The sequence below is a fragment of the Corynebacterium sp. KPL2861 genome (assembly GCF_040225475.1).
Classification (GTDB): Bacteria; Actinomycetota; Actinomycetes; order Mycobacteriales; family Mycobacteriaceae; genus Corynebacterium.
The window spans coordinates 311,349-334,688 of the sequence record NZ_JBEHFW010000001.1; the positions used below are offsets into that span (position 1 = coordinate 311,349).

Annotated in this window: 25 protein-coding genes and 1 pseudogene; 8 read left to right on the plus strand and 18 right to left on the minus strand. The window is 58.2% G+C overall.

What is annotated here, in order from left to right; all coding sequences use genetic code 11:
* Nucleotides 1-13 precede the first annotated feature (13 nt).
* Nucleotides 14-397 carry a 30S ribosomal protein S8 gene (gene rpsH, locus ABRP84_RS01460; RefSeq protein ID WP_005276990.1) on the minus strand — a complete coding sequence of 128 codons (384 nt, stop codon included), beginning with the start codon at nt 395-397 and terminating at the stop codon, nt 14-16.
* 354 nt (nt 398-751) lie between these two features.
* Between rpsH and ABRP84_RS01465 the strand changes: the two genes are divergently transcribed.
* Both ABRP84_RS01465 and fdhD read left to right on the plus strand, forming a co-directional pair.
* Nucleotides 752-1,000: a DUF6457 domain-containing protein gene (locus tag ABRP84_RS01465; protein WP_349852296.1), complete on the plus strand. Its 249-nt coding sequence runs from the start codon at nt 752-754 to the stop codon at nt 998-1,000.
* Complete coding sequence (gene fdhD, locus ABRP84_RS01470) at nt 1,000-1,818, plus strand: formate dehydrogenase accessory sulfurtransferase FdhD (protein WP_349852298.1); 819 nt, start codon at nt 1,000-1,002, stop codon at nt 1,816-1,818. Before ABRP84_RS01465 ends, fdhD begins: the two co-directional genes overlap by 1 nt.
* Here the strand turns inward: fdhD and ABRP84_RS01475 are convergent.
* Complete coding sequence (locus ABRP84_RS01475; RefSeq protein ID WP_349852300.1) at nt 1,815-2,600, minus strand: formate/nitrite transporter family protein; 786 nt, start codon at nt 2,598-2,600, stop codon at nt 1,815-1,817. The two genes, fdhD and ABRP84_RS01475, sit on opposite strands and share 4 nt — an antisense overlap.
* 638 nt (nt 2,601-3,238) lie before the next feature.
* Between ABRP84_RS01475 and ABRP84_RS01480 the strand changes: the two genes are divergently transcribed.
* A complete protein-coding gene (locus tag ABRP84_RS01480; RefSeq protein ID WP_349852302.1) occupies nt 3,239-3,736 on the plus strand; it encodes a sortase in 498 nt (165 codons plus the stop codon).
* A 233-nt stretch (nt 3,737-3,969) separates the two neighbouring features.
* Nucleotides 3,970-7,386, plus strand: a complete 3,417-nt coding sequence (locus tag ABRP84_RS01485; protein WP_349852304.1) for a choice-of-anchor M domain-containing protein — start codon at nt 3,970-3,972, stop codon at nt 7,384-7,386.
* A gap of 1,201 nt (nt 7,387-8,587) precedes the next feature.
* Here ABRP84_RS01485 and rplE read toward each other — a convergent pair.
* Genes rplE through rplN form a run of 3 tightly spaced genes read right to left on the minus strand, consistent with a single transcriptional unit; the run spans nt 8,588 to nt 9,829 of the window.
* A complete protein-coding gene (rplE, locus tag ABRP84_RS01490) occupies nt 8,588-9,139 on the minus strand; it encodes a 50S ribosomal protein L5 (protein ID WP_023025194.1) in 552 nt (183 codons plus the stop codon).
* 2 nt (nt 9,140-9,141) lie between these two features.
* Nucleotides 9,142-9,456 carry a 50S ribosomal protein L24 gene (rplX, locus tag ABRP84_RS01495; RefSeq protein WP_005276967.1) on the minus strand — a complete coding sequence of 105 codons (315 nt, stop codon included), beginning with the start codon at nt 9,454-9,456 and terminating at the stop codon, nt 9,142-9,144.
* A 4-nt stretch (nt 9,457-9,460) separates the two neighbouring features.
* Nucleotides 9,461-9,829 (minus strand): 50S ribosomal protein L14, encoded by a 369-nt coding sequence (gene rplN, locus ABRP84_RS01500; RefSeq protein ID WP_023025193.1) that lies wholly within the window; start codon nt 9,827-9,829, stop codon nt 9,461-9,463.
* A 542-nt stretch (nt 9,830-10,371) separates the two neighbouring features.
* Between rplN and ABRP84_RS01505 the strand changes: the two genes are divergently transcribed.
* Nucleotides 10,372-10,710 carry a hypothetical protein gene (locus ABRP84_RS01505; protein WP_023025192.1) on the plus strand — a complete coding sequence of 113 codons (339 nt, stop codon included), beginning with the start codon at nt 10,372-10,374 and terminating at the stop codon, nt 10,708-10,710.
* Between the two features lie 293 nt (nt 10,711-11,003).
* Here ABRP84_RS01505 and ABRP84_RS01510 read toward each other — a convergent pair whose 3' ends face one another.
* The gene (locus tag ABRP84_RS01510) at nt 11,004-13,031 is read right to left on the minus strand and encodes a sucrose-specific PTS transporter subunit IIBC (RefSeq protein ID WP_349852307.1); all 2,028 of its coding nucleotides are present in this window, start codon (nt 13,029-13,031) and stop codon (nt 11,004-11,006) included.
* 124 nt (nt 13,032-13,155) lie between these two features.
* Nucleotides 13,156-14,364 (minus strand): glycoside hydrolase family 32 protein, encoded by a 1,209-nt coding sequence (locus tag ABRP84_RS01515; protein WP_349852309.1) that lies wholly within the window; start codon nt 14,362-14,364, stop codon nt 13,156-13,158.
* Between the two features lie 20 nt (nt 14,365-14,384).
* Between ABRP84_RS01515 and ABRP84_RS01520 the strand changes: the two genes are divergently transcribed.
* Both ABRP84_RS01520 and ABRP84_RS01525 read left to right on the plus strand, forming a co-directional pair.
* The gene (locus tag ABRP84_RS01520) at nt 14,385-15,269 is read left to right on the plus strand and encodes a carbohydrate kinase family protein (RefSeq protein ID WP_349852311.1); all 885 of its coding nucleotides are present in this window, start codon (nt 14,385-14,387) and stop codon (nt 15,267-15,269) included.
* Complete coding sequence (locus ABRP84_RS01525) at nt 15,266-15,661, plus strand: multidrug transporter (RefSeq protein WP_126318278.1); 396 nt, start codon at nt 15,266-15,268, stop codon at nt 15,659-15,661. The genes ABRP84_RS01520 and ABRP84_RS01525 overlap by 4 nt, the downstream gene beginning before the upstream one ends.
* 42 nt (nt 15,662-15,703) lie before the next feature.
* On the opposite strand, the gene ABRP84_RS01530 is transcribed toward ABRP84_RS01525, so the two are convergent.
* The 4 genes from ABRP84_RS01530 to ABRP84_RS01545 all read right to left on the minus strand — a co-directional run bounded on the left by ABRP84_RS01530 (nt 15,704) and on the right by ABRP84_RS01545 (nt 19,674).
* Nucleotides 15,704-16,531 carry an ABC transporter ATP-binding protein gene (locus ABRP84_RS01530; RefSeq protein ID WP_349852342.1) on the minus strand — a complete coding sequence of 276 codons (828 nt, stop codon included), beginning with the start codon at nt 16,529-16,531 and terminating at the stop codon, nt 15,704-15,706.
* Nucleotides 16,532-16,615: 84 nt separating this feature from the next.
* The gene (locus tag ABRP84_RS01535; protein ID WP_349852313.1) at nt 16,616-17,650 is read right to left on the minus strand and encodes a FecCD family ABC transporter permease; all 1,035 of its coding nucleotides are present in this window, start codon (nt 17,648-17,650) and stop codon (nt 16,616-16,618) included.
* Nucleotides 17,647-18,726, minus strand: coding sequence for a FecCD family ABC transporter permease (locus ABRP84_RS01540; protein WP_349852315.1), 1,080 nt, complete (start codon nt 18,724-18,726; stop codon nt 17,647-17,649). Before ABRP84_RS01540 ends, ABRP84_RS01535 begins: the two co-directional genes overlap by 4 nt.
* Entirely contained in the window at nt 18,727-19,674 is a 948-nt protein-coding gene (locus tag ABRP84_RS01545; protein ID WP_349852317.1) for an ABC transporter substrate-binding protein, read from the minus strand.
* 101 nt (nt 19,675-19,775) lie between these two features.
* Between ABRP84_RS01545 and ABRP84_RS01550 the strand changes: the two genes are divergently transcribed.
* Complete coding sequence (locus tag ABRP84_RS01550; protein ID WP_349852319.1) at nt 19,776-20,597, plus strand: siderophore-interacting protein; 822 nt, start codon at nt 19,776-19,778, stop codon at nt 20,595-20,597.
* Between the two features lie 71 nt (nt 20,598-20,668).
* Here the strand turns inward: ABRP84_RS01550 and rpsQ are convergent, their stop codons facing one another.
* From rpsQ to ABRP84_RS01585, 7 genes and pseudogenes are all read right to left on the minus strand, one after another.
* Nucleotides 20,669-20,977: a 30S ribosomal protein S17 gene (gene rpsQ, locus ABRP84_RS01555; protein WP_349852321.1), complete on the minus strand. Its 309-nt coding sequence runs from the start codon at nt 20,975-20,977 to the stop codon at nt 20,669-20,671.
* Between the two features lie 2 nt (nt 20,978-20,979).
* On the minus strand, nt 20,980-21,210 hold the full coding sequence (gene rpmC / locus ABRP84_RS01560) for a 50S ribosomal protein L29 (protein WP_005276944.1): 231 nt from the start codon (nt 21,208-21,210) through the stop codon (nt 20,980-20,982).
* Nucleotides 21,210-21,626, minus strand: coding sequence for a 50S ribosomal protein L16 (gene rplP / locus ABRP84_RS01565; protein WP_005276943.1), 417 nt, complete (start codon nt 21,624-21,626; stop codon nt 21,210-21,212). The genes rpmC and rplP overlap by 1 nt, the downstream gene beginning before the upstream one ends.
* 3 nt (nt 21,627-21,629) lie before the next feature.
* Nucleotides 21,630-22,376, minus strand: a complete 747-nt coding sequence (gene rpsC, locus ABRP84_RS01570; RefSeq protein WP_005276941.1) for a 30S ribosomal protein S3 — start codon at nt 22,374-22,376, stop codon at nt 21,630-21,632.
* Nucleotides 22,376-22,738: a 50S ribosomal protein L22 gene (rplV, locus tag ABRP84_RS01575; protein WP_005276938.1), complete on the minus strand. Its 363-nt coding sequence runs from the start codon at nt 22,736-22,738 to the stop codon at nt 22,376-22,378. The genes rpsC and rplV overlap by 1 nt, the downstream gene beginning before the upstream one ends.
* A 3-nt stretch (nt 22,739-22,741) precedes the next feature.
* A complete protein-coding gene (rpsS, locus tag ABRP84_RS01580; protein ID WP_005276936.1) occupies nt 22,742-23,020 on the minus strand; it encodes a 30S ribosomal protein S19 in 279 nt (92 codons plus the stop codon).
* A gap of 13 nt (nt 23,021-23,033) precedes the next feature.
* Nucleotides 23,034-23,340: pseudogene (locus tag ABRP84_RS01585) on the minus strand (50S ribosomal protein L2); the annotation flags it as partial.

The window sequence follows — 23,340 nt, forward strand, 5'->3', positions numbered from 1 at the left end:
GTCAAACCTCCCTTTACCAGACGTAGGCGAGAACTTCTCCGCCTACGCCCTTCTCCTCAGCCTGACGGTCAGTCAGCACACCGTGGGACGTGGAAATGATAGCCACGCCCAGGCCGCCCAAGACCTGTGGCAGTTCGGTGGACTTTGCATACACACGCAGACCCGGCTTAGACACGCGACGCAGACCAGACAGGGAACGCTCGCGGTTGTTGTACTTCAGCTCGAGGGACAGGGTGTGACCCTCAACGGTGTAGTCAGCGATGTAGCCTTCCTGCTTCAAGATGTCAGCAATGTTTGCCTTCAACTTGGAGGTAGGCATCGACACGACGTCGTGGTGTGCGTTACTTGCGTTACGCACACGCGACAGCATGTCGGCAATAGGATCAGTCATAGTCATATGAGTGACCGTGTACCTTTCTCGTTGCGGTTCCCGTGCTCACCAAAGCGTTTTCCGTGTGATTTCGGGCTACTCACGCTCCTCACGGTCAATACCGCAAGGCGCTCGCCACCCTTTGATTCAGACAACGGTCCGCCATAAACGGCGAGGGGCCTACAACAAAGTTGATGTTCAATTCTTTTTCGGCTCTGCGTTTCGCCAGTTCAGCACGCAAAACCCGCAGGGCTTTGCGCGTCCACCGGTTGTAGCGCAGGCACGCGGGAACACTTTACGCCATATCCTGCGGTTTTCCAAATAAATCCCCTGTATTCATTACAGTCGGATACAGCGCCACATAGTTGAGGAGTAGTTGAGATGAGTACCGAGAACGAAGATCCGATCCGCACCGCCCACCAATGGCTTGAAGAGGCCGCGCGGCTATTAAACCTCGAGCCCCACGAGGCCACGGCGCTGACCCGGGAACTGCTGGATTTAACCAAGGACGTGGCCCATACCCAATTGCGGCCGGCAGCACCGTTGACGGCGTTCGTGGTGGGGTTGGCATCGGCAAGCACGGCAGAAGCCAAGGTAAATATCGAAACCCTCAAGGAGGCGCTGAAGTAATGGCTGGACGTAAGAATGCCACGTTTGCTGTCACGAAGGTCCGTCTGGGCGAGCACGCGCAGGTAGATACCCGCGCCGATACCGTCGCCGGCGAGGAGCCGCTTGAGATTCGCGTAGGCGGGCAGACCATCACCACCACCATGCGCACCCCGGGCCACGACATCGAATTGGCGCACGGTTTCCTCCACTCCGAGGGGCATATCGCCGCGCTTTCCGATGTCACCACTGCCCGCTACTGCGCCGGTGCCACCGTCGAGGGCATGAATACCTATAACCTGCTGGACATAGACTTGGTGAAGAATACGCCGTTGGACTTAAGCGATCTCCGCTTGACCACGACGACGTCCGCCTGCGGGGTATGCGGCACCTCGTCTATTGAGGCGCTGGCAAAGAAGTCGCGCTACCCCATTCCCCAGATCCCCGTGGACCCACAGCTGGTGGTCCAGCTGCCGGAGAAGCTGCGCGCCGCCCAAAAGGAATTCCGCAAAACCGGCGGAATCCACGCCGCCGGCGCGTTTACCCTCGAGGGTGAGCCGGTGGTCATCCGGGAGGACATCGGCAGGCACAACGCCGCCGATAAGGTCATTGGGCACCTGCTCATGGAAGAGCGCCTGCCCGCCGATGACCTCATTTTGGTCATGAGCTCGCGCGCCAGTTTCGAGCTGGTCCAAAAAGCCGCCATGGCAGGTTTTGGCATGCTCGTTGCCGTCAGCGCCGCTTCCTCCCTTGCCGTAGAGACCGCGCGCGAGACCGGCATGGCACTGGTGGGCTTTGCCCGCGCCGATCGTTTTAATCTTTATTCGGGCACGCTGGCCTAGTCGCGGTAGTCTTCCGGCCCATTATTGAGCCAGGCGTACACGCCACCGATGAGCAGGCCGCCGCCGATGAAGTTGCCTATCCACACCAGCGTCCAGTTGAGAGCAACATTGCCAATTGTCAGTGCGGCCGGCAGTGGATCGCTGCCGAAGAAGGTAAGCGCAAAGAGGCAGAAATTGGCAATTACGTGCTCCAAACCCAGGCCCACGAAGATACCGATGATCGGGACGATAACAAAGAACTTCGACACAACGTCCTTGGCAAAGACCGCGCCAACGATGCCCATATTGACCACGAAGTTTGCGGCCATGCCCTCTACGAGCATTCCCTGCGGGGATTTGGTCAGCTTGCCTTCAGAGATGGTGACCAGAAGGTGCGAGGGATCCATATTCGCGAGCTTGGCGGACATGCCGATGACGGCGGCAAAGATGATGGCGCCGACTAGGTTAAAGATCGTGGTAATAAGCAGTACGTAGAAGGCCTTGCCCCAGGACAGGTGCTTTTGCATTGCCCCATAAACCATGTACATCATATTGCCCGTGGCCAGCTCCGCGCCGAGGATAACGATGGCAAATAGGCCCAAGCCGAAGAACAGGGCAAATGCCACAGACCCCAAGCCCGGGGCAACGCCTTCTACCGCTTGGCCTACGACGCCGGCAAACACGGTACCGATGCACAAGTAGACACCGGCGAGGATTGCGCGGACAGAAAATCGTGCAAATGATTGATCGAGCAGGGCGGCCTTTTTCAGGGATGCGCCCTTGGCAGCTTCGTTGAGAGACACCGTTTCTTATTTTCCTTATTTAGCTTTACTTATACGGACAAGAGAACCACGGATTATCGTAGCGGTTAGCGCAACCGCTGCCTCGATAAGCCGGAAAAGAAAATTATTACTCTAAGCTGGGTTCACACCCACCCCTATTGTCCCTAGTTTCCTCGGAGGTCACAGTGGAGCACCAAGACCACCCACGGAGGAAGGGATCTCACTTATCCGCAGCGCAACCGCGCCACACTACATCCTTAAATCACAGCACTCCAGGCCATGCTTCTAGCGGTGCTGATAAAAATCCCCGGCCCAAAGGTGGCTCTGGCCGGCACCATTCCACAGAGCGCGATTGGCGGAAAGCAGAGCATCACGCGCGTCACATCCAAAGCCGTTACCCGAATCGCAGGATAAAAGAGACCTCAGCTCCAAGGCACCGAAAAGCCCCTTCTTCCCCTTGGGATCGCTTTAAAGGCGCATGGGCGTCCTCCGGAGTTCTTCGAGGCTCAGCCGGCATCGTTGCAACGATCCTCGTCATCAGCACGATCGATCGCAGCATCAATACGACCGAGCAAAGCATAAGCCCACCCAAAGGGTTAGAAACCAACGAGACCCTTGGAGAAACATCTCCCGTAATCGAACCGTCGGCGGCACTAGACATGTATATCCCTGCCATCGACGTCCATGCGCAATTTGAGGATGGCACGTGCCGCGTAGTCGATGGCGCCATAAACCCTGACACCATGGATAAGGCTTGCACTTATACTGCCGATGACCGCCCCTACTCCCTGCCGGGAACAAATGCCGACGATATCGTCGTTATCGCTGGGCACACCGGCGCCGGCGTGCCTGCCGTATTCAATAAGCTTTACGATGGCGCTGCCAACGAGCACAAGGTCAGCATCGGCGACAAGCTGTACATACGCACCAAGAATTCCGACCAGAACTGGCTCACCTACACCACAACCGATCTTCACGATCCCGATAAACAAGGCCTAGCCGGGGACTCAAGCGTATGGGGAGACGAGGCGATACCAGGCAGGCTGCTGACCATTAGCTGCATTCAACCCGCTAACCCCCTCAAGGCAGCCGTTCGCAATGCCGTCGTGGGATGGCAATTCGAGGGCACCACCCACACCGCAGACGACAAATCTTAACCGCTCAGCAGCACTGCGGTCACTCGCCCGCCTTCCGCTTATCCGCTCCTTTACCTCAGCTTTACACAGTCCCCGCTTCCGCAACCGGAGGTAGGGACTTTCTATATCTTCTTTCCCAGCTCGCGGGCAAAGGTTCACTATTTTCAACAACGCTAACGATAACGGTTTGCAATAGTATAGTATTCGTCGCAACCTATATAAAAGTTCACTGCACCTAACCTTGGGAGAACCTTATGCCGTTGCGCACCTCACTACCGCGCCTTGCCACCATAGTCGTGGCCTTGGCGCTCGCGTTATTCCACGCTCCCTTCGCCCTCGCTGAGGACGCCCCACTTGTCCGCACCCAAACGCACGTAGATTCCCCGCACGCGGTGTGGAAGGACGGAAACTTCAAACTCATGTCCAATAGTGCGGGCCTAGTCCCCATCGAGGACACGATCAACTGGGTCAGCCACGGCCGCGTCGATGGCGGCCTAGGAGCCTATGCCTGGCGCGTTCCCGATGACCCGCGCTTCGAGTTTCTCAATGCCGAGAAAAACCAGCTCATGTACTACGGCGGCCCCGCAGTAGGCTTCCCGAAAAACACCATGCCCATCTGGGCTGGGTTCGGTGCCGCCGCAGATCTTCCCACCGATCAATTCTGCGATAAATCCTTCAACATGGAAATCGTTGATTTTAAGGGCCCCGGCCGCATGGAGCTGTTTACCTACAGCGACGAGAACTATCCTCTGAACCGCCTCTGGTCCTCCCACGACCCGGGATTCCGTACCACCTGGGTCAATGCAGGCACGCACACGCATAACGCCACGACGTTTACCCGTCCTGGCCACTACGAAGTAACCTACCGCGCTTCGGCTCAAAAGAAGGATGGCACTTTCATCCACTCCGAGCCACAAACCTTGGTCTGGCAGGTAGGCGGAACCAACCCCGCCGAGCGCACGATCACCGACCTTGATACCGCCTTTAATGACGCCAAGTCTGAATACTCAGGCTCCGAAGGGGCCGAGTCCAACGCTCCTATATTTAAGATGGCTCCCTCCAAGGCCGATACAAAGGGCGCGAAGCAAGGCATCCTCACCACGCTCTCCCTCGATACCGGCAATGCCAAAGACTCCGGCCGCGCCGTATTCACCATCAACGGCCACTACCTTGCCGAGCGCAAGGTAGAAGGCGGTAAGGCTTCGTGGGATGAAATGATTGGTGATGAAGAATCCAACTTCCAAGCCATCTTTATTCCCGACAATGATTCCCCAAGCCCTCGCTGGGTATCCGAACCCGTAAAGTTCTGGACCAGCACCGATGGGGAAAAGGACGATGAAGATGCCGAAGCTTATACAACGAAAAGCGGCGAGCTTCCTACCCCAGAGATGGAAGAGATAGAGCCGTTTGAGACCGATCCCCTTGAGATCACGAGCTCTGATGTCACCGTTTCCACCAGTAAAGTGTACGGCGAGGGCGACCGTAATATCGACATCACCGTAGCTCCCGAGGATGACCGCACCACGGTGCGCGTTACCGGCGGCTTCTACAAAGTAGATGGCGAACCGATGACCAGCCTGCCGCAGAACGCTATTGCAGATTGCGAAATCGGCTTTACTTCCGGGCCGGGGCAAAGAACGAGCAGGCAACTCATCGACAGTTGTAAGCAACCCGGATACCAACTCATGCTGCGCATCGTTCCTGACTCCCGCTCCGATGCCGCCGGCGCCTCGCTATTTAGCCATACTCACAAGGATGCTTATGAGCCGATCGCTGAGACCACCGTCTCGTTCGCTGAGGCTTCTGACTCCACGGATTCACAGGACCCAGAAGGATCGGAGAAGCCAGAAGACTCCGACGCCCCAGAGAAGCCGCAGGATTCGGAAGAATCAGAAGGCTCTGCCCCATCCAAGAATCCCTCGCCTTCCACGACCTCGAAGCCTTCTGTTCCCAAGATCCCCTCACCCAAGCCGCAGAACCCGAAGGATAAAGACACCCCGCACAAGGAGCTCAATCTGCACCGGGGTCACGTAGATATCGCCCCGATCCACGAAGATGGTGAACTGCACCTAGGCATCAAGGACGAGACGAACCTGTACCACATTGGTGCAATCTGGCGTAAGCCTTCCGATGTCTTTTTCACCGTTCCAAAGCAGGTCAAGTCCACTTTGAACAAAGACATTCCGCACTTTGGAAAGAAAGGCAGCGCTGCCTACGTCCTGCCAGAGACACAGCGCACCGGTGTAGTGTGGCCTGGGCTCAGCACTGAGGATGCTTACAAGGACACCAAGAAGAATTACACCTTTACCTTCACCCCCGTCAGCGCCCCGAAGGACGGCGAATGGTTGGCATACCAGGCTGATCAGACCGGGCTGGACCAGCGCTTTGCCGGCAGCGATGGCACGCATTCCTACACCACCGAAACCGCAGAACACATGCACCTCAACTGGGCATTCAACAAACCCGGTACGTATGAAGTTGGTGTCACGGTCGCAGAAAAAGACGGTAAGCCTGCGAAAAAGGCTGTTCTGCGCTTCAAGGTAGCTACCGAGGATTCATCATCTGCTGCCCCACCCACTACTGGGAACGACAGTGCCACTGAAGGCGACTCCAACGGCACGGAAAGCACCACACCGTCGAAGGAACCAAGCCCAGAGACAACGGAACCTGCTCCCAGCGCAGAACCGTCTAAGAAGCGCGAGATTACCAAGGGCCACATCGACTTCGGGCCAAAGGTTGTAGACAACAAGCTCGGCTTCTATGTCAACGAAGACGACCAACACAACGTGCCTGAAGACGTAGCGCTGCGCATTCACGATGCCCGCCGCGTGGCGGTCGCTGACTCCCTGGCTAAGACGCTGTCTTTTACCGGAATGGTAAAGACTGGCTCAACGATCTACCACCTACCATTGCAACAGGACCACGACGCTGTGTGGCCGGGGTGGGACACGATCAAGGTGGGGCAAGACTACCGTGACGCCGCGATCGAAGTTCGCCCTAAGTCGGCGCCTACGGACGGAAAATGGTGGGCCGGCCACACTGCCTCCCTAAACACGCCGGCACGCACCTTAGCCGATAGCAACGGCACCCATACGATCAAAGGCGTTGAGGATGGTCCTTTCCATGTCCACGCGCACTGGATTTTTACCGAACCAGGCCGCTACGAAATGGACATGCGCACCGTCAACAACGACGGCGACAAACTCACCGACTGGCACACCGTGACCTTCCTCGTGGGCGATTCAACCACCCAGCCCGGTGGAAAGGACACCGACAAAGAAAGAGATAAGGAAAACAACAAGCCCGCAGACTCCTCGAAGGTTAAGCAGCCAGGCGCTACCAAGCCAGATAACGGCTCGAATAGCACCGGCACTAATAAGCCGGGGTCCGATAAGTCCAAGGCAACTAACTCATCTGGATCGAATGCGGGCGCTAAGGCATCCATGGGAAATGGCGCTGGGAAGTCGGACGGCTCCACCAAGTCCACTACTGCTAAGGGCGCAGGCAGTGGCTCTGGTCCAAGCTCCAGATCCGGCGGAGGCTCTTCCAGCTCCCACAACGGCGCACTAGCCTCTACGGGTGCCAATATCGGTTGGGTTCTCGTGCTCGCCGCACTCTTTATTGTCGGCGGCATAGTACTGGTGAAAAAGCGGTCTAAAGGCAGTCAGTAGCCCTTAAGCTCCGGGGTTCGTTGACCGCCCAACCGCAACGAACTCTCACCGAGGAACTGCTCCACGACCTTAGAACCCAAGAAGCATCAACCCCTAACGCAGAGCTCAGCCCCGAGCATGGTCGATTACTAGCTCGGGCCGGGCTCATTTTGCGTTTTAAAGTGGTTTTTACGCACCAAGCCTTTAATCTCTGCCCGAATAGGTTGAAAGCTAACCTGGACTGCTGCATTCAGCATGTTAAACATAGTTCAATGGAATATGCCGGGTATCTACCTACCTTCCTGATTCATTCCTTTTAACAAAGAAAAACTATGCATAATAAATTTAGCTAACTGTTTACGGGTTCTTGGGAAAGTCAGTGGAAATTGAGCCCGTATGCAGTGATGACCCAAATAAGTGATAGAATAGACTGACCACTAAGAGAAATTGGGTCTATGCCGATCACCGTGATGACCTGAGCTATTTATAACCAATGGATGGACGAAGGCTCCCCCGTGAGAAATGTGATTAGCTTTGTTTAGTCGTATATCGAAATCTGTTTTACTTCCTTTAATCATTCTTGTATCCACTTCTCTAGCGGGATTTTTCTGGGGAGAATTAAGGGCTTTTCCTCTTGCTATGGCGGTAATATACATGACCCTGTACAACGCCTCTATACGTAGAGATTTTTGCCCAAGATCGGAATCTGGGGTATTTATCGTCGGGTTTGCACTATCCATTTTTGGTGGATTAATGAATGGTTCAAACTATGCATTCGCTCTTGGGCTTATGATAGCTTCGACATTCCTTATGTTTTTAAAACTTAATAAGGCGTGACCAACCCGACCAAGGAAGTGAAATGGCTGGCCATTAAGCCTTTACCATGGCCACTAGTATTCCCATCTACTTCTGCCATCCAGGATCGCCGTGGGAACGAGGCAGCAACGAAAACACCAACAGCAGTCTCAAGAGAAACCTTCCCAAAACAGCGACCTGTCCATCTACAGCACCGAGGCCCTAGAGATGATCGCCAACATTCACAACCACAAGCCACGCAAAGCACTCAACTGGCGCACCCCAGCCAAAGTCATCCCTGACACAAACCGGTAGTATCACACCAAAGCAGCCATCATCGTTGAAACGACCACTAGAATCCAAGGATGACAATAAAACTAAAAAATCCCAACTCCTTGCATGGAGTTGGGATTTTTTAGCGCTCTATTTACTTGAACGGGAAGCCGAGCTCGCGCAGGAGCTTACGGCCTTCTTCGTCGTTGGTAGCGCTGGTAACGACGGTGATGTCCATACCACGGGGACGATCGATCTTGTCGATGTCGATTTCGTAGAACATGGACTGCTCAGACAGACCGAAGGTGTAGTTACCGTGGCCGTCGAACTGCTGGTCAGACAGACCGCGGAAGTCACGAATACGTGGCAACGCGATGGTCAGCAGACGGTCCAGGAACTCCCACATGCGGTCGCCGCGCAGGGTAACGCGTGCGCCGATAGGCATGCCTTCGCGCAGCTTGAAGTTTGCGATGGACTTCTTTGCGCGACGCAGCTGTGGCTTCTGACCGGTGATAGCGGTCAGGTCCTCGAGAGCGCCATTGATGACCTTGGAGTCACGGGCAGCTTCGCCAACACCCATGTTGACGACGACCTTGGTGACGCCAGGGATCTGCATGACGTTGTCGTACTTGAACTCTTCGTTCAGGTTCTTGCGGATTTCCTCGCGGTAGCGAGTCTTCAGACGCGGGGTGTAGTTCTCGCTCATTTTTAGATGTCCTTCCCGTTGCTACGCGCGATACGGACCTTTTTGCCGTTCTCGTCGAAACGGTAGCCCACGCGGGTCGGGTTGCCCTCGGAGTCAACGATCGCAACGTTGGACACGTGGATCGGGGCTTCTTGGGTAACGATTCCGCCGGACTCGGCGCCACGCTCGGTAGCGGAGTTTGCGACGTGCTTCTTGATGCGGTTAACGCCCTCAACGAGGACCTTTTCGCGCTTCGGGTATGCCTCGATGACCTTGCCCTTCGCACCCTTATCTGGGCCCGAAATGACAATCACCATATCTCCCTTATGGATCTTCATAAGATTAGATCACCTCCGGTGCTAGAGAAACGATCTTCATGAAACGCTTGTCACGAAGTTCACGAGCAACCGGGCCGAAGATACGGGTACCGCGAGGTTCGCTATCGCCCTTCAGAATAACTGCAGCATTCTCGTCAAAGCGGATGTAGGAACCGTCTGGACGACGGGTCTCCTTCTTCGCACGGACGATAACTGCCTTAATTACATCGCCTTCTTTTACGCTGCCGCCTGGAACAGCGTCCTTGACGGTCGCGACAATTACGTCGCCGATGCCAGCGGAGCGTCGGACAGAGCCACCGAGAACGCGGATGCACAAAATTTCACGTGCACCAGAGTTGTCGGCGACGCGCAGACGCGATTCTTGCTGAATCACTATGGGTCTCCTGACCTGGATTGATGTGCGACAAGATTTCCGTCCTTGCCACACGCGGTCTACAAACTTGCTGTGCTCGAGCCTTTACAACGAACACCGTAAAGCGTCGATGGGTCTCGGACCGGCGATTCGGAAACGCACCGCTACGGACCGACCAGCTCTCGCAACCTATACATTCAACCATATGGGGGTGGCGCTTTCCAAACTTCGAATGCGAAGCAACTTTTCGCCCTAGCACCCCTTATTTAGGACAGCTGTGCCTGGTTTTAATAATCGGACGATTTTTCTTTGCGCAGCGGTAATGCAGCACAAAGAATCCTGTCAATCTTTAGATCCGTTTATCTCTCAGACGGACTCTTCCCTATTCCACTGCCCCCTAAGGACAAAAATGAATCGCATACCTAAAGTTCTGACCGCCACTGCGTTAGCTGGCGCCCTCACCTTCGGCGTCACACCCCACCGCCCCTACGCCGGAAGCAAACGCTCAGGCGCAAAGTGGAATTGGAATTGCTGCCTTAGCAGCAGTTCTCGTAATCGGTGGCGTGACGTGGTACCTCGCCAAGGACGGCATTACCTACATCAGAGATCAATCTCGGACTCACTTGGAGCCTACTCCAGAAGAGAAAGCCGCCTCCCAAGAAATGATCAAAAACAACAAAGAAGAAGTAATCGCTCAAAGTGGCGCAATCGAGGAAACAGCTCCTGAGCAGGCCCCCGTCGAAACACCGGTGGAAGCCGAAGCACCTGCAGCTGTTGAGGCTCCGCGTGGCATGGCGGCAGAAACCGGCTCGAACACTGTCGCTCGGCTCCTAGCAGCCCTCAGCATTGCAGCAATGATGCTTGGCGGCGTGTTCACCGCCCGCCGGAGATTCTGCGCATAGTTCAATTCTCTTGCGCTAAAAGGTCGGTGTGCGTTAGCGCTCGTGTTCCTGAGTCGCCCTAAGGCAATTTCCCACGCGATTGGCCCACAGCAAAACTTAGCCGTGCCGGTGTTGGTAGCGACCGAGTTGGCGGTCTCTTGTGGTTTTCTAGGGGATCGATACCGTAGCCATTGTCACCGTGGTGACACCAGCCGCCCAAAGCCTGGGCAACGGCGCAACGGCGCCTAATGAACACCAACAAGTAAAAGGCTGGGTTTATCCCCAGCCTTTCTTGTATCAGAAACCCCAGCCCCTTAAGACGTAGCTTCCTTCGTAGAAGTCTCCGCAGTCTCCTGCCTAGCCTTTGGATCAACGGTAAATAGGTCCGTCCCAGAACCGATGAGCTCGCCCTCGCGGAAAGCCGCGGTGGGAATAACGGGGCCAGTCTTCTTGGCGTTGGACACAACGATTGGCGTCGTTACCGGCAGACCCGCTTCCTTGATGGCTTCGATATCGAATTCAGCCAGGACCTCGCCTTGCTTGACGGTATCGCCCTTATTGACATGCGAGGTGAAGTGTTCACCCTTGAGATTTACCGTATCGAAGCCAATGTGCATGAGGATGTCGATCGGCCCCACCGCAGGGTCCTCCACGCGCAGGGCGTAGGCGTGGTGGGAAGGGAAGGTCACGGTGATGGTGCCATCGGCAGGCGCGACGAGCTTGCCGAAGGTCGGTTCGATAGCAACGCCTTTACCCAGCTTGCCTCCGGCGAACATGGGGTCCTCAACTTTGGATAGGGGCACGGCATTACCCTCTAGCGGGGAAAAGATTGTTGCGGCATCTGCGGCGGCGGAAGCGCTGGCAGCAGACTCTTCAGCGGCCTCGGCGGCCAAAGCCTGTGCGGCGGGAGGATTGACCTCATCCGGATCAATAGTGCCATTGCGATGGATGAGCACGCGCCCGTACAGGTAGGCCCCGATGAAGGCGACGGCGAAGGAGATGACACCACACAGCAAGAAGGTTGGGACAAAGCGGGGAACGGAGACGAAGCCAATGAAGCCGGCGGCGCCGAGGGCATCCGCAAGCACGCCGAAAATGGCAATGAATGTAGAAGCGATGGCTGATGCCGCCATACCGATATAAAACGGCCAACGCAGGCGCAGGTTAACGCCGAAGATCGCGGGCTCAGTAATACCAAACAGCGCCGAGATACCGGAGGCGCCGGCCAAGCCCTTGAGCTTTTCGGAACGCGCCAGGAAGTACACGGCCAAGGCCACACCACCCTGGGCAATATTGGCCATCGAAGCGATGGGGAAGATGAAGGAGCCGCCCTCATTCCACAGCATCGTCTCAATGGGCGGGAATGATTGGTGGAGGCCGGTAATGACGATTGGCGAATAAACCAGGCCGAAAAGGAATCCGGCCACGGGGCCTGCAAAGTCATACAGGTTGGCCAGCCCCATGCCCAACCACTCACCGGCGGTGCGCAAGATTGGGCCCAGCCCCATAAAGGTAATAAAGCCCGTCACCAGCAGGGTAAGCAGCGGTGTGAGCATGAAGTCCACGGTGCCCTTGAGGTGCTTGTGCAGGAACTTTTCAATCGTAGCCAAGATCCAGGCAATAACCAGAATGGGCAAGATAGAGCCCTGGTAGCCGGCTTGGGCAACGTCTAAGCCAAAGATATCCCAGTAGGGCATCTCGCCATTGTCAATGGCCTCGGCAACGTTATAGCCGCTAACCAAATCTGGCATGACCATGGCCATGGCCATGCCCGCGCCCAGGAATTCATTACCGCCAAAGCGTTTAGTAGCAGTAAAGCCCACGAGGATAGGAAGGAAGGCAAAGGGGGCGGATGCCAGGAGGTTGACCAGCCCGGCAAATCCTTCCCACGAGGGATACATTTCGATGACGGATTGATCCCCAAATAGTCCCGGCGCGGTCAGCACATTATTTAATGCCATCAATAGACCGCCGCCGAGCAGGATTGGGATTAGCGGAACAAAAATATCCGCCAAGACCTTGACCGCACGGGAGAACCAGTTTCCTGATTCCGCGGCAATATCCTTTAGGCGGTCGGTGGATACGGCAACGTCCTTGGAAATGGACTTGGTCATTTCCTGAAAGACGATATTGACATCGCCTGGGCCCACGATGACCTGGAACATGCCACCGGCTTCAAAGGTGCCCTTCAGATCTGGATCGTTGTCTAGCGCTGCGGTGTCTACCTTGTCTGAATCATCCAACACCATGCGCAAGCGCGTGGCGCAGTGGGCAAGGGCAATAATATTATCTTCGCCGCCTAACGCCTTCAGGGTGCGGGCGGCGACCTCTTTATGCTCCATGGACCAACCTTTGTAATTTAGGTCACATCAAATGACCGAATGTGATTGCCTCCTTCCAATTTAAGTCTGTTTAAGTCCAAATGTCCACAAAGCAAAAAATTGTCGATCTTAGTTTCGCAGGGTCTTAGTCCAGCGGCTCCCATGCCTGCCAGGGAGCATCGCCAAAGACCGCGAATGCCGCAGCAATGCGACCGCCACCGGCAAAGACTTCTACGGCGCAGCCATCAGCAATCAGCCGCATTTCTCCATCGGGGCACGCTATGGTCTCACCACCATTGAAAGAGATGGTGCCACCGCCTTGCACCACGCGGAACACTTCGTTGCCGGTGGCATCGACAAGCGCATAAGCCCCCTCCCCTGTTACATCAATGGTCGAGCCAAAGCCCTCCCTGCCGTGGGTTTCCGGCAGCGCAGACCACAGCGGTTCTTGGCACAGGTAGTTATCCTCCAGCCACAGCCGCCGCGGAATAGTCAAGGTGTGCACCCACCCCTGCGTTGGCGTTTCATCATGAGCGGGCATGCCCATCCAGCCCAGCAGGATGTTTTCCTCGGTTGCCTGCGGCGCATAGAACTGCGTGCCGTGATCCAACAGGGTAAAGCCGCGCTCAACGTGGAAATTGAGCCCATCCAAGGTGCCGACGACGTAGCCGCAACGGTCCGTTTCATCCTGTGGGCAGAAAACGAGCACGTGCTTATCCCCAAAGGTCAGCAGGTTCGGGCACTCCCACATATAGCCACTGGGAAGCTGCGCGGGATCATCAAAAACAAGCTCGCCCTGGAAATCCCACTGCTTTAAATCCTGGGAGTAATACAGCACGATGGTTCCGCGTTCGTCTTCCGTTTGCGCACCAATGACCATGCGCCATCCCTCCCCAGCGCGGGAAATATGGGGATCGCGGAAGTGGCCGGTATATCCCTCCGGGGAATCAGCAATGAGCGGGTTCGCGGCATCGCGGACATAGATCCCGCCTTCCGGCCCAGAGGGGTCCATGACGCGCACGCGATTCTGTGATGGGATGCGGCGCCCGTCTTCTTTCAGGTTCCCCGTATAAAAAAGCCACACGTCAGTACCGTCAACCACGGCCCCGCCGGAGTAGCACCCATCCTTGTCATAGGGCAGATCAGGATAAAGAGCATCGGGATAATGCCGCCACGGAGTGGGCGCGGACACCGTCGTGGTGGCGTGACCCCAGCCAGTCCGCTTGGGCTTGTGCGGAAAGGCAGGGTCATGCTGGTAATACGCGTGCAGGATATCGTCATCCACAAAAAGGCCGTTGGGGTCATTGAGGCGGCCAAGTGGTGGGGCGAGGTGAAAGTTCGGTCGGTGGTTCATGTCCCCGATACTATGGAACTATGACTATTCATGTGTGCGGCGAAGGCCTCGTGGACCTGGTTCCAGTATCCCCCGGCCGCTTGAATGACCTCACCCCGGCGTTGGGCGGCGGCCCCTTCAACGTGGCCATCGCCGCGGCACGCTTGGGCGCGGATGTGGAGTTCCAATCGCGGATTTCTACCGATGGGTTTGGCCAGGAATTATTCCGGCGCTTAGAAAAAGAAGGCGTCGAGACCGCCCACGTGCAGCGCGGCGAAGAACCGACCACCCTGGCGGTGACCACCATCGCGGATAATGGCACGGCCTCCTATAACTTTTATGTGGAAGGCACTGCGGATCGCTTCGTTGAACCCACACTAGTTCCGGCAGATATCGCCTGCTTCGGCACCGTTTCCTTGGCCTTGGAACCGGGCGCTTCCCGCTACGCGCTGCTGCTCAAGGACTTCGCCGCGCAGGGAACACTCGTGGCCTTAGACCCCAATATCCGGCCCTTTTATGCCACCGACGCGCATAAGAAATTCTTGGCGGATTTGCTGCCATACGTCTCTGTGCTGAAACTATCGGATGAAGAGGTGGACTTTTTAGGCGAAGAGTTCACCGACCAGGTACCCATCGTGGTCACTACCCGCGGCGCCGATGGAATTAGCGTCAGGGCCGGGGATACTTCCCTCAATGTTCCCGCAGCCGCGGTCAAGGTCACCGATACCATCGGCGCCGGCGACACCATCATGGCCGCCCTTTTGACGCAACTGGGTGAACGCGGCCTCGATGCGGACAAGGCCGCAGCACTTGGCGCCGAAGAGTGGCGCGATATCCTCCACTTTGCCGCTACTGCGGCCGGCATCACCGTCTCCCGCACCGGCGCAAATCCCCCACTGCGCAAGGAAGTAGAGTCAGCCCTATGAGCTACACCAAACGCACGCTGTGGATACACCTGGGGTTATTCCTCTTAGCCTTCCTCGCCTTCATCCTCCCCGTCGTCGTTGGCACCGCAGCCCTGCTCCCACTGTGGCTCTCGGGTGGATTAAGCATCGTCCTTGCAGCGGGCGCGCTTATCGATGCCGCCTTTAAGTTCTTCGCCCCCGCCTCCCCACGCAGCCTCAAGCTGCTCTCCGGAATCGCCGGCATCGTGCTCCTGGTGGGCTGGGGAATTTGGATCTACATCTACGGCAATATGGCAGCAGTCGGCACAGGAACCTACCGCATCGGCAATTTCCTACTCAGCGTGGGCTGCGTGCTCAACCTCTTTATCATCGCTATTTCGGTTTTGGATATCCGCCGGTTGGCGCGGCAGTAACCGATCTGAGCAACACGTTCCCCGCGCTTAGCGGGGGAGCGCTTAGCTGTCGCTGGGGAGGACGCGGCGGGGGACGATAATGGGAGCATCGCCAAGCGGGTCGTCCCATGCTTCCGCCTCGATGCCATAGGCCTGCGCCAGTACCTTGGGGGCCAGCGCCTGGTTCGGGGCCCCGCGAGCAATGATTTCGCCGGCCTTCATCACCACCATGGAATCGGAGTAGTGGCCCGCCAGCATGAGATCGTGCAGGACCACTACCACCGTTTTGCCAGCGCGCGCCTGTGCGCGAGCCAGCTCCAACATGCTCATGGCGTGTGCGGGGTCGAGGAAGGTCGTGGGTTCATCGAGAAGCAGCACCGGCGTATCTTGCGCCAACGCTAGCGCTAGCCAGACGCGCTGGCGCTGCCCGCCCGATAGGGAAGCGATATCGCGATCGAGGAAGTCCACAATCTCCGTGGCCTCGCAGGCCTGGGCGATGATCTCTCGGTCCGTGGCGGAAAGGCCGCGCATCCTGCCCTGATAGGGGTGGCGCCCACGCGCAACCAACTCGCCTACCCGCAATCCATCAGGGGCCACGGGGTGCTGCGGCAGCAGCGCCACCTGCTGCGCGGCTTCCTTCGCGTTCATCGCATGCAGGTCAGCGTCCCCGACCATGACGCTGCCCTGCCGCGGGGCCAGGATTTTAGACAGCGTCTTGAGCAGCGTGGACTTGCCGCAGCCATTGGGCCCGATGAGCGTGGTGACCTCACCGGCGCGTGCATGCAGATCGACGCCGGCGAGGATATCCTCGCCGTCCTTATATCCCGCATGAATGCCGGTGGCTTGGAGGCTGCACCGGCGCTTCGAGCGCGTGGGCTGATTATCCGTCATATCTTTTCCTTCATCCACGTACGAGTGTGTAGCACTTTTTGGGTGGCTCGTTTGCCCAATCCTCGCTGTGGCGCGCCACAGCGATTAGCTGCGCCGGGCCGCATTCCACACCAAGACCACCAGAGCGCAGCCGCCGATGACCGAGGAGACCGCGCCCACCGGGGCGTTGACCGGAATCGCGCCGGCGATAACGGCGCACACGGTCAACAGCGCCGCACCTGCGGCTGCCGATGCCACCGGCGATGGCGTGGGCGTGCGCGCCGCCATCCGCGCCAGGTGCGGGGCCAGCAGGGCGATAAACCCAATGGGCCCCACCACCGAAACCACCACGGCGCAGATCCCGGTTGCCGCGATGAGCAGCAAGGCGCGCTGGCGGGAGATATTTACGCCCAGGGTGATGGCAGACGAATCATCGTGGGCAAGCAGCGGCAGCTCCCGCGCACACCAGATGCCTATGGCGAGAAACGGCGCTAACGCCACGAGTAAGGGCACGATGACCTCCATGCGCACAAACCCGGTCGAGCCCGCCAGCCACGTTTGCGCCTCTGCCGCGCGCTGGATCTGGGCGCTGCGCATCAAATACGCCACGACGGCCTGAAACATCAGCGATAAGGCAATGCCGACGATGACAATGCGGTTGCTCGTGCCGATGCCACCCAAGACAGCGAGGAGGATGACAACGAGGAGGGCGCCAATCATCGCCAAGCATGCCCGCCACCAGAAGTCCGGGATGCCGTCTGCGAAACCGGGGCGCGAATGCACGGTGCCCAGCACCACCAGCACCGATGCGCCGCCGGTCACGCCCAGGATATCTGGCGATGCCAGCGGGTTGCGGGCCATGGTCTGCGTCCATGAGCCGGCCACGCCGAGGGCGGCGCCCACGATGACGGTGGCGATGGCGACCGGCAGACGCAAGTCCCACACCACCCTGATGTGGCTCTCGCTGCCGCCGCCGGTAAGCACATCGATGACCTGCCGCGGGCTCAGTTCCAAAGGCCCTTGCCCCAGCAACACCAGGTAAGCGGCAAGGGCGATAAGGCCAAATACCAGCGTGGTGGTGAGCACGCGGACATACCTGCGACGCTGCTGCGCTTGCAGGGTACTGCTTATTGTTGTCATGCGTTATCACCCCACGCTCTGCCCACGCCGCGGTGAGCGCCCCAAATGAGGAAGGGCGCGCCCACTATGGCAAGCACGATAGACATCTCCAGCTCCGAGTTCCCCACGATGAGGCGGCCGATGATGTCGGCGGCAAGCACGGCACAACCTCCCAAGAGCGCGGAGGGCAGGATCATCGTGGCAACGCTGGGGCCGACCACCCGCCGCACGATGTGGGGAATGGCGAAACCAACGAAGGCAATGGGCCCCGTCGCCGCCGTTGCACTGCCGGCCAGCACCACGACGCTCAGCGCCGCGCCGACGCGCGCAGTAGTGGGGGATCCGCCCAAGGCGAGCGAGGACTCCTCCCCCATCGCCAAAAGATCAAGCGGCCTGGCCGCCATTGCCGCGCACGCTAGGCCGATGAGCAGGCCAATGCCCGCGATGGCGACGTCTTCTGGGCCGCGCCCAAAGGTCGAGCCGATGGTCCACCGCCGCATGCTATCGAGCACATCCGTGGAATACAGGCCGATTATCACCGCGCCCGATCCCAAGGCTGCGGAGACGCCGGCACCGACCAAAATGAGCGTTAGCGGATCCTGAAACCGCCGGGAGACGGCCAAAACCAGCAGCGTGGTAATGCCCGCCCCCGCAAGCGCGAGGGTGGTGCGCATGCCGGTGGAGGTAGCAATGCCGATGGCCGTGCCTAGGGCAACGAAGAACGAGGCGCCTGCGGTAATGCCAATAAATCCCGGGTCCGCCAGCGGGTTCCTAGTCCACGATTGCGCCAGGGCACCGGCGACGGCAAGAGCCGCGCCGGCGAAATAGGCCAAGAAGGTGCGCGGCATGCGCAGGTTCCACACGATATCGCGGATATCCTGCTCCCCCGCCCCGCGCAGCGCGGCGATGACCTCATCGGGCGGAATCGAGCGGGAGCCTAGCGCCAAGGACGCCACCGCCAGAACCAGGCTGGCGAGGATGAGGGCAACAAGGAACGTCTTGCGACCCTTTCCCCGCGCCATCACTGGTGTGGCTGTGCGGCTTTCCGCCGCGGAACCCGTCTGAATATTCTGGCCGCCCTTCGTGGTTGCTGACAATTACAGCTTCTCTTCAAACTTATCTATTGCCCAGGGGATGGTCACCGGGTTCGGCATGCTCATGGCGTTGCCGGTATCCGTATCCAGGTAGCGCACGCGCCCATCCTTGACAACATCGAGGCCCTGGAAGGTCTTATCCTTCTTCAAGGCATCCGCGGAACCGTTGTAGTCCAGGACGAAGAGGTGATCAACCTGGTTCAGCTTTGCGTAGTTTTCCGGGGCGATGTCGACGAAGAAGCTGCTGCCATCGCCCTGCAGCTCATCGGGGATCTCCATGCCAAGATCCTCGATGAACTGTCCGCGCCCGTCCTCATCGGTGTACAGGCCAATCTTGCCGTCATATGGCATAACGATGGCTGCGGACTTACCCTGCAAATCGTTGTGCTCGTGGTGGAATTCCTCGAAGGCCTTCTCGGTATCAGCGATAAGCTTATCGCCTTCGTCCTTCTTATCCACGGCATCCGCGATGGCCTCTACCTGGTCTTCCCAGGGTACCTGCCAGTCTTCATAACCATCCGGCTTGACGGTGGTGGGCGCGATCTCTTCCAAGGATTCCTTCGTGCGCGCATCCACAGCCTGGTTCACAGCAATGATCTTGGAGGGGTCGGCCGCAGTGATCTGCTCGAAGGTATCTGCGGTAAAGCCCGTTGCGGTGTTGTAGATAACCTCAGGTTTTGCATCGCCCAGAAGCTTCTTTGACCACGGGCCGACGCCGGACGGATCGCTATCGCCCTCACCGCCCCACGGCGCCACCGTCACGGGAGTAATACCCAGGGCAAGCAGCGTATCGGCATCCCCCAAGCCCAGGCTAGCCACGCGCTCCTCACTGGCAGCGTCTGTCGACTGCGTACTTTCATCGCCCTCACCGCGCGAGCAACCGGCTAAGGCAACGGCTCCGGCGGACAGCACTGCCACAACACCCATGGTGCGGCGCCCGAAAATCTTCATGAGGGAAACCCTTTCAATAAAGGAGGAAAATGACGTGGCTCATCTTAGACCTCGGTTTAGCGCTTAGGCAAGCCTTAACTTTGTAGGAGTATGTTGGATGCATGAACTCTTCCCTACAATCGTCGCCGATGCCTGAACACGAATTAATTCCCGTTACCCTAACCGCCAATGATCAAATCCGGCCGCGGCTGCACCGCTTGACGCTTCATTCCGAGGCGTTCAGGACGTATCAGTTCGCCGGCCCCGATGAATTCTTTGGCCTCGTTATGCCGCAATCCGGGCAAGAATTTACGCCGTTCCCCGTCGATGGGGTCAATATCCGGGCGGCGGTGGCCGCTATAGACGAAGAAACTCGGCCCGATTTGCGCTGGTACACCATCCGGGCGCTCCATCCTGAGGACGCCACGGTTGATGTGGACGTAGTCACCCACGGTGACTCCGGGCCCGGTTCGCGGTGGATTCTCCGCGCACAGCCCGGCGATACAGCGGGATTCTTTACCTGCAACGAGATGTGGCGGCCGACAGAGGCTGCGCAGCTATTGGTCGCCGATGCCTCTGCCCTGCCTGCCCTGCGGCACATCCTTGCCTTTCAAGAGGAACATGACCCGGCGAAGCTCGCTTCCACCGACGTTGTAGCGGTGGTCACTAGCGATGACGAAGTAGAACCCGGGCTCGCGGCTAGGTGGGAGCCCAGCGTGCGCAGCCTGCGTGTCCTTCGCACCAAGCCGCACCAGGAGGCGGATTCCGTCGTTGCCGCGCTGGAAGCAGATTTTGCCGGTGACTCGGTGCCAGGGTACGTGTGGGTCTCCGGCGAGGGAGATTTGGCAAAGAAGGTCCGCGGCCTCGCGGTGAAAGGCTGGGGCTTGCCCACCGACGACGTCACCTGGGTGCCCTATTGGTTTTATGGAAGGGCCCGTCCTTAAGAGCCCTAAAACAGCGAGAGGCCCCTGCGCCGAACAATGTGGTCCGGTACAGGGGCTGCGCTGGCTAGGGTTTACTTAGCCTTCTCGATGATCTTTACGAGACGGAAGTGCTTGTCCTTAGACAGCGGGCGGGTCTCAGCGATACGTACGAGATCGCCTACGCCTGCGATTTCTTCCTCATCGTGCGCCTTAACCTTCTTGTTAGAGCGCATGATCTTGCCGTACAGAGCGTGCTGCTTACGGTCTTCCAACTCGACAACGATGGTCTTGGACATCTTGTCCGAGACGACGTAGCCGGTGCGGACCTTAGGAGCACCCTTGACCTTCTCCTTCTTCGGAGTTGGTCCCTTCTTGGATTCAGTCACGTTAGCCTCACTCATGATTAAGCCTCAGCTCCCGGAGCGACAGACAGGCCCAGCTCGCGCTCGCGCAGAACGGTGTAGATGCGGGCAATGTCGCGCTTAACCGTGCCGATGCGGCGGTTGTTGGTCAGCTGGCCGGTGGCCTTCTGGAAACGAAGGTTGAACAGTTCTTCCTTCGCATCCTTCAGACGGGTTTCCAGCTCTGCGTTGTCGAGCTCACGGAACTCGTGGGCGGGGGTACCGGTTGCCATTAGAACTGGTCCTCCTTCTTGATGATGCGGACCTTGCAAGGAAGCTTCTGGCCAGCGCGGCGCAGAGCCTCGATTGCAACAGCCTCAGTTGGGTAGCTCATCTCGAAAAGTACGCGGCCAGGCTTCACGTTAGCCACCCACTTCTCAACCGGGCCCTTACCGGAACCCATACGAACACCGAGCGGCTTCTGGGTCAACGGACGGTCCGGGAAGATGTTGATCCACACCTTGCCACCACGCTTAACGTGGCGGTTGATGGCAATACGTGCGGCCTCAATCTGACGGTTGGTGATGTACGCAGGCTCCAGTGCCTGGATTGCGTAATCGCCGAAGTTAATGCGGTTTCCGCCCTTGGATACGCCACGACGGCTCGGGCGGTGCTGACGGCGGTACTTAACACGCTTAGGAATCAGCATGGATTAGCCCTCCTGCTTCTGCTGTGCACGCTGGCGGCGCTGGCCACCGCGGCGGGAGCGACCATTGCGGTCACCACGGCCACGGCCCTGTGCCGGAGCGTTCAGTTCGGACTCGCGTACGCCACCGACGACGTCGCCCTTGTAGATCCACACCTTGATGCCGATGCGGCCGAAGGTGGTGTGGGCCTCTGCGGTGCCGTAGTCGATCTCGGCGCGAAGAGTGTGCAGCGGAACGCGGCCCTCGTGGTAGCGCTCGACGCGGGACATTTCTGCACCGCCCAGCCGGCCGGACAGCAGAATCTTGATGCCCTTAACCTGTGGCTGGCGCATAGCGGACTGGATAGCCTTGCGCATTGCACGACGGAATGCGACGCGGTTAACCAGCTGCTCCGCGATGGAGTGAGCAACGAGGGTTGCGTTTGCGTCTACCTGCTTGACCTCGAGGATGTTGAGGGCAACCATCTTGCCGGTGAGCTTTTCCAGCTCGCGGCGGATGCGGTCAGCCTCAGCACCGCGGCGGCCGATCACGATGCCCGGACGAGCGGTGTGAATGTCCACGCGGACGCGGTCACGGGTGCGCTCGATGACGATGTCGGCGATGCCGGCACGCTCGAGACCCTTGTTGAGGTAGTTACGAATCTTGATGTCTTCGGCTACGTAGTTCGCGTAGTCCTTATCCGCGAACCAGTGGGTCTTCCAGTCGGAAGTGATGCCCAAACGTAGGCCGTGAGGATGGATCTTCTGGCCCATTACTTGGCCCCTTCCTGCTGGCTTTCGACAACCACGGTGATGTGGCTGGTGCGCTTACGAATCATGAATGCACGACCCTGTGCACGCGGCTGGAAACGACGCATGGTCGGTCCCTCGTTGGCGTATGCCTCGGAGATGACCAAGGTGCGTGGGTCGAGGCCGAAGTTGTTCTCAGCGTTAGCGGCTGCGGAAGCAACGACCTTTGCAACTGGCTTGGAAGCACCCTGTGGTGCGTACTTCAGGATTGCCAAAGCTTCGCTTACGGACTTGCCGCGGACCAGATCGAGCACACGACGTGCCTTCATCGGGGTAACGCGGACGTAGCGGGCCGTGGCGGATGCGGAGGTGATGGTCTCACTCATCGCTTATCGACGTCCCTTCTTGTCATCCTTGACGTGACCCTTAAAGGTCTTGGTTGGTGCAAACTCGCCCAACTTGTGGCCGACCATGGAGTCCTCGATAAAGACCGGCACATGCTTGCGGCCGTCGTGGACGGCGAAGGTGTGTCCGATGAAATCGGGGAGAATGGTCGAGCGGCGAGACCAGGTCTTGATGACCTGCTTGGTGCCTGCATCGTTTTGAGCATCCACCTTGTTGAGGAGGTGCTCATCGACGAACGGGCCTTTCTTAAGGCTGCGTGGCATTGTTTACCTCCTCTTAGCGCTTCTTGTTCGGGCGACGACGGCGCACGATCATGTTGTTGGAGTAACGGTTCGGGTTGCGGGTGCGACCCTCCTTGTGACCCCATGGGGACACTGGGTGGCGACCACCGGAGGTCTTTCCCTCACCACCACCGTGTGGGTGGTCAACCGGGTTCATAACGACACCACGGACGGTCGGGCGAACGCCCTTCCAACGCATGCGGCCGGCCTTGCCCCAGCGGATGTTCATCTGCTCGGCGTTGCCAACTTCACCAACCGTTGCGCGGCAACGGATGTCCACGCGGCGGATTTCAGAAGACGGC

Coding starts and splice junctions, on each gene's coding strand:
- ABRP84_RS01520 (WP_349852311.1), top strand. CDS start 14,385: ATGACTATTCATGTGTGCGGCGAAGGCCTCGTGGACCTGGTTCCAGTA.
- ABRP84_RS01530 (WP_349852342.1), bottom strand. CDS start 16,531: ATGACGGATAATCAGCCCACGCGCTCGAAGCGCCGGTGCAGCCTCCAA.
- fdhD (WP_349852298.1), top strand. CDS start 1,000: ATGGCTGGACGTAAGAATGCCACGTTTGCTGTCACGAAGGTCCGTCTG.
- rplX (WP_005276967.1), bottom strand. CDS start 9,456: ATGAAGATCCATAAGGGAGATATGGTGATTGTCATTTCGGGCCCAGAT.
- rpmC (WP_005276944.1), bottom strand. CDS start 21,210: ATGGCAACCGGTACCCCCGCCCACGAGTTCCGTGAGCTCGACAACGCA.
- rpsC (WP_005276941.1), bottom strand. CDS start 22,376: ATGGGCCAGAAGATCCATCCTCACGGCCTACGTTTGGGCATCACTTCC.
- rplE (WP_023025194.1), bottom strand. CDS start 9,139: ATGAGCGAGAACTACACCCCGCGTCTGAAGACTCGCTACCGCGAGGAA.
- rpsQ (WP_349852321.1), bottom strand. CDS start 20,977: ATGAGTGAGGCTAACGTGACTGAATCCAAGAAGGGACCAACTCCGAAG.
- ABRP84_RS01515 (WP_349852309.1), bottom strand. CDS start 14,364: ATGAACCACCGACCGAACTTTCACCTCGCCCCACCACTTGGCCGCCTC.
- ABRP84_RS01485 (WP_349852304.1), top strand. CDS start 3,970: ATGCCGTTGCGCACCTCACTACCGCGCCTTGCCACCATAGTCGTGGCC.
- ABRP84_RS01550 (WP_349852319.1), top strand. CDS start 19,776: ATGAACTCTTCCCTACAATCGTCGCCGATGCCTGAACACGAATTAATT.
- ABRP84_RS01465 (WP_349852296.1), top strand. CDS start 752: ATGAGTACCGAGAACGAAGATCCGATCCGCACCGCCCACCAATGGCTT.
- rplP (WP_005276943.1), bottom strand. CDS start 21,626: ATGCTGATTCCTAAGCGTGTTAAGTACCGCCGTCAGCACCGCCCGAGC.
- rpsH (WP_005276990.1), bottom strand. CDS start 397: ATGACTATGACTGATCCTATTGCCGACATGCTGTCGCGTGTGCGTAAC.
- rplV (WP_005276938.1), bottom strand. CDS start 22,738: ATGAGTGAGACCATCACCTCCGCATCCGCCACGGCCCGCTACGTCCGC.
- ABRP84_RS01510 (WP_349852307.1), bottom strand. CDS start 13,031: ATGGAGCATAAAGAGGTCGCCGCCCGCACCCTGAAGGCGTTAGGCGGC.
- ABRP84_RS01545 (WP_349852317.1), bottom strand. CDS start 19,674: ATGAAGATTTTCGGGCGCCGCACCATGGGTGTTGTGGCAGTGCTGTCC.
- ABRP84_RS01480 (WP_349852302.1), top strand. CDS start 3,239: ATGTATATCCCTGCCATCGACGTCCATGCGCAATTTGAGGATGGCACG.
- ABRP84_RS01525 (WP_126318278.1), top strand. CDS start 15,266: ATGAGCTACACCAAACGCACGCTGTGGATACACCTGGGGTTATTCCTC.
- rpsS (WP_005276936.1), bottom strand. CDS start 23,020: ATGCCACGCAGCCTTAAGAAAGGCCCGTTCGTCGATGAGCACCTCCTC.
- ABRP84_RS01535 (WP_349852313.1), bottom strand. CDS start 17,650: ATGACAACAATAAGCAGTACCCTGCAAGCGCAGCAGCGTCGCAGGTAT.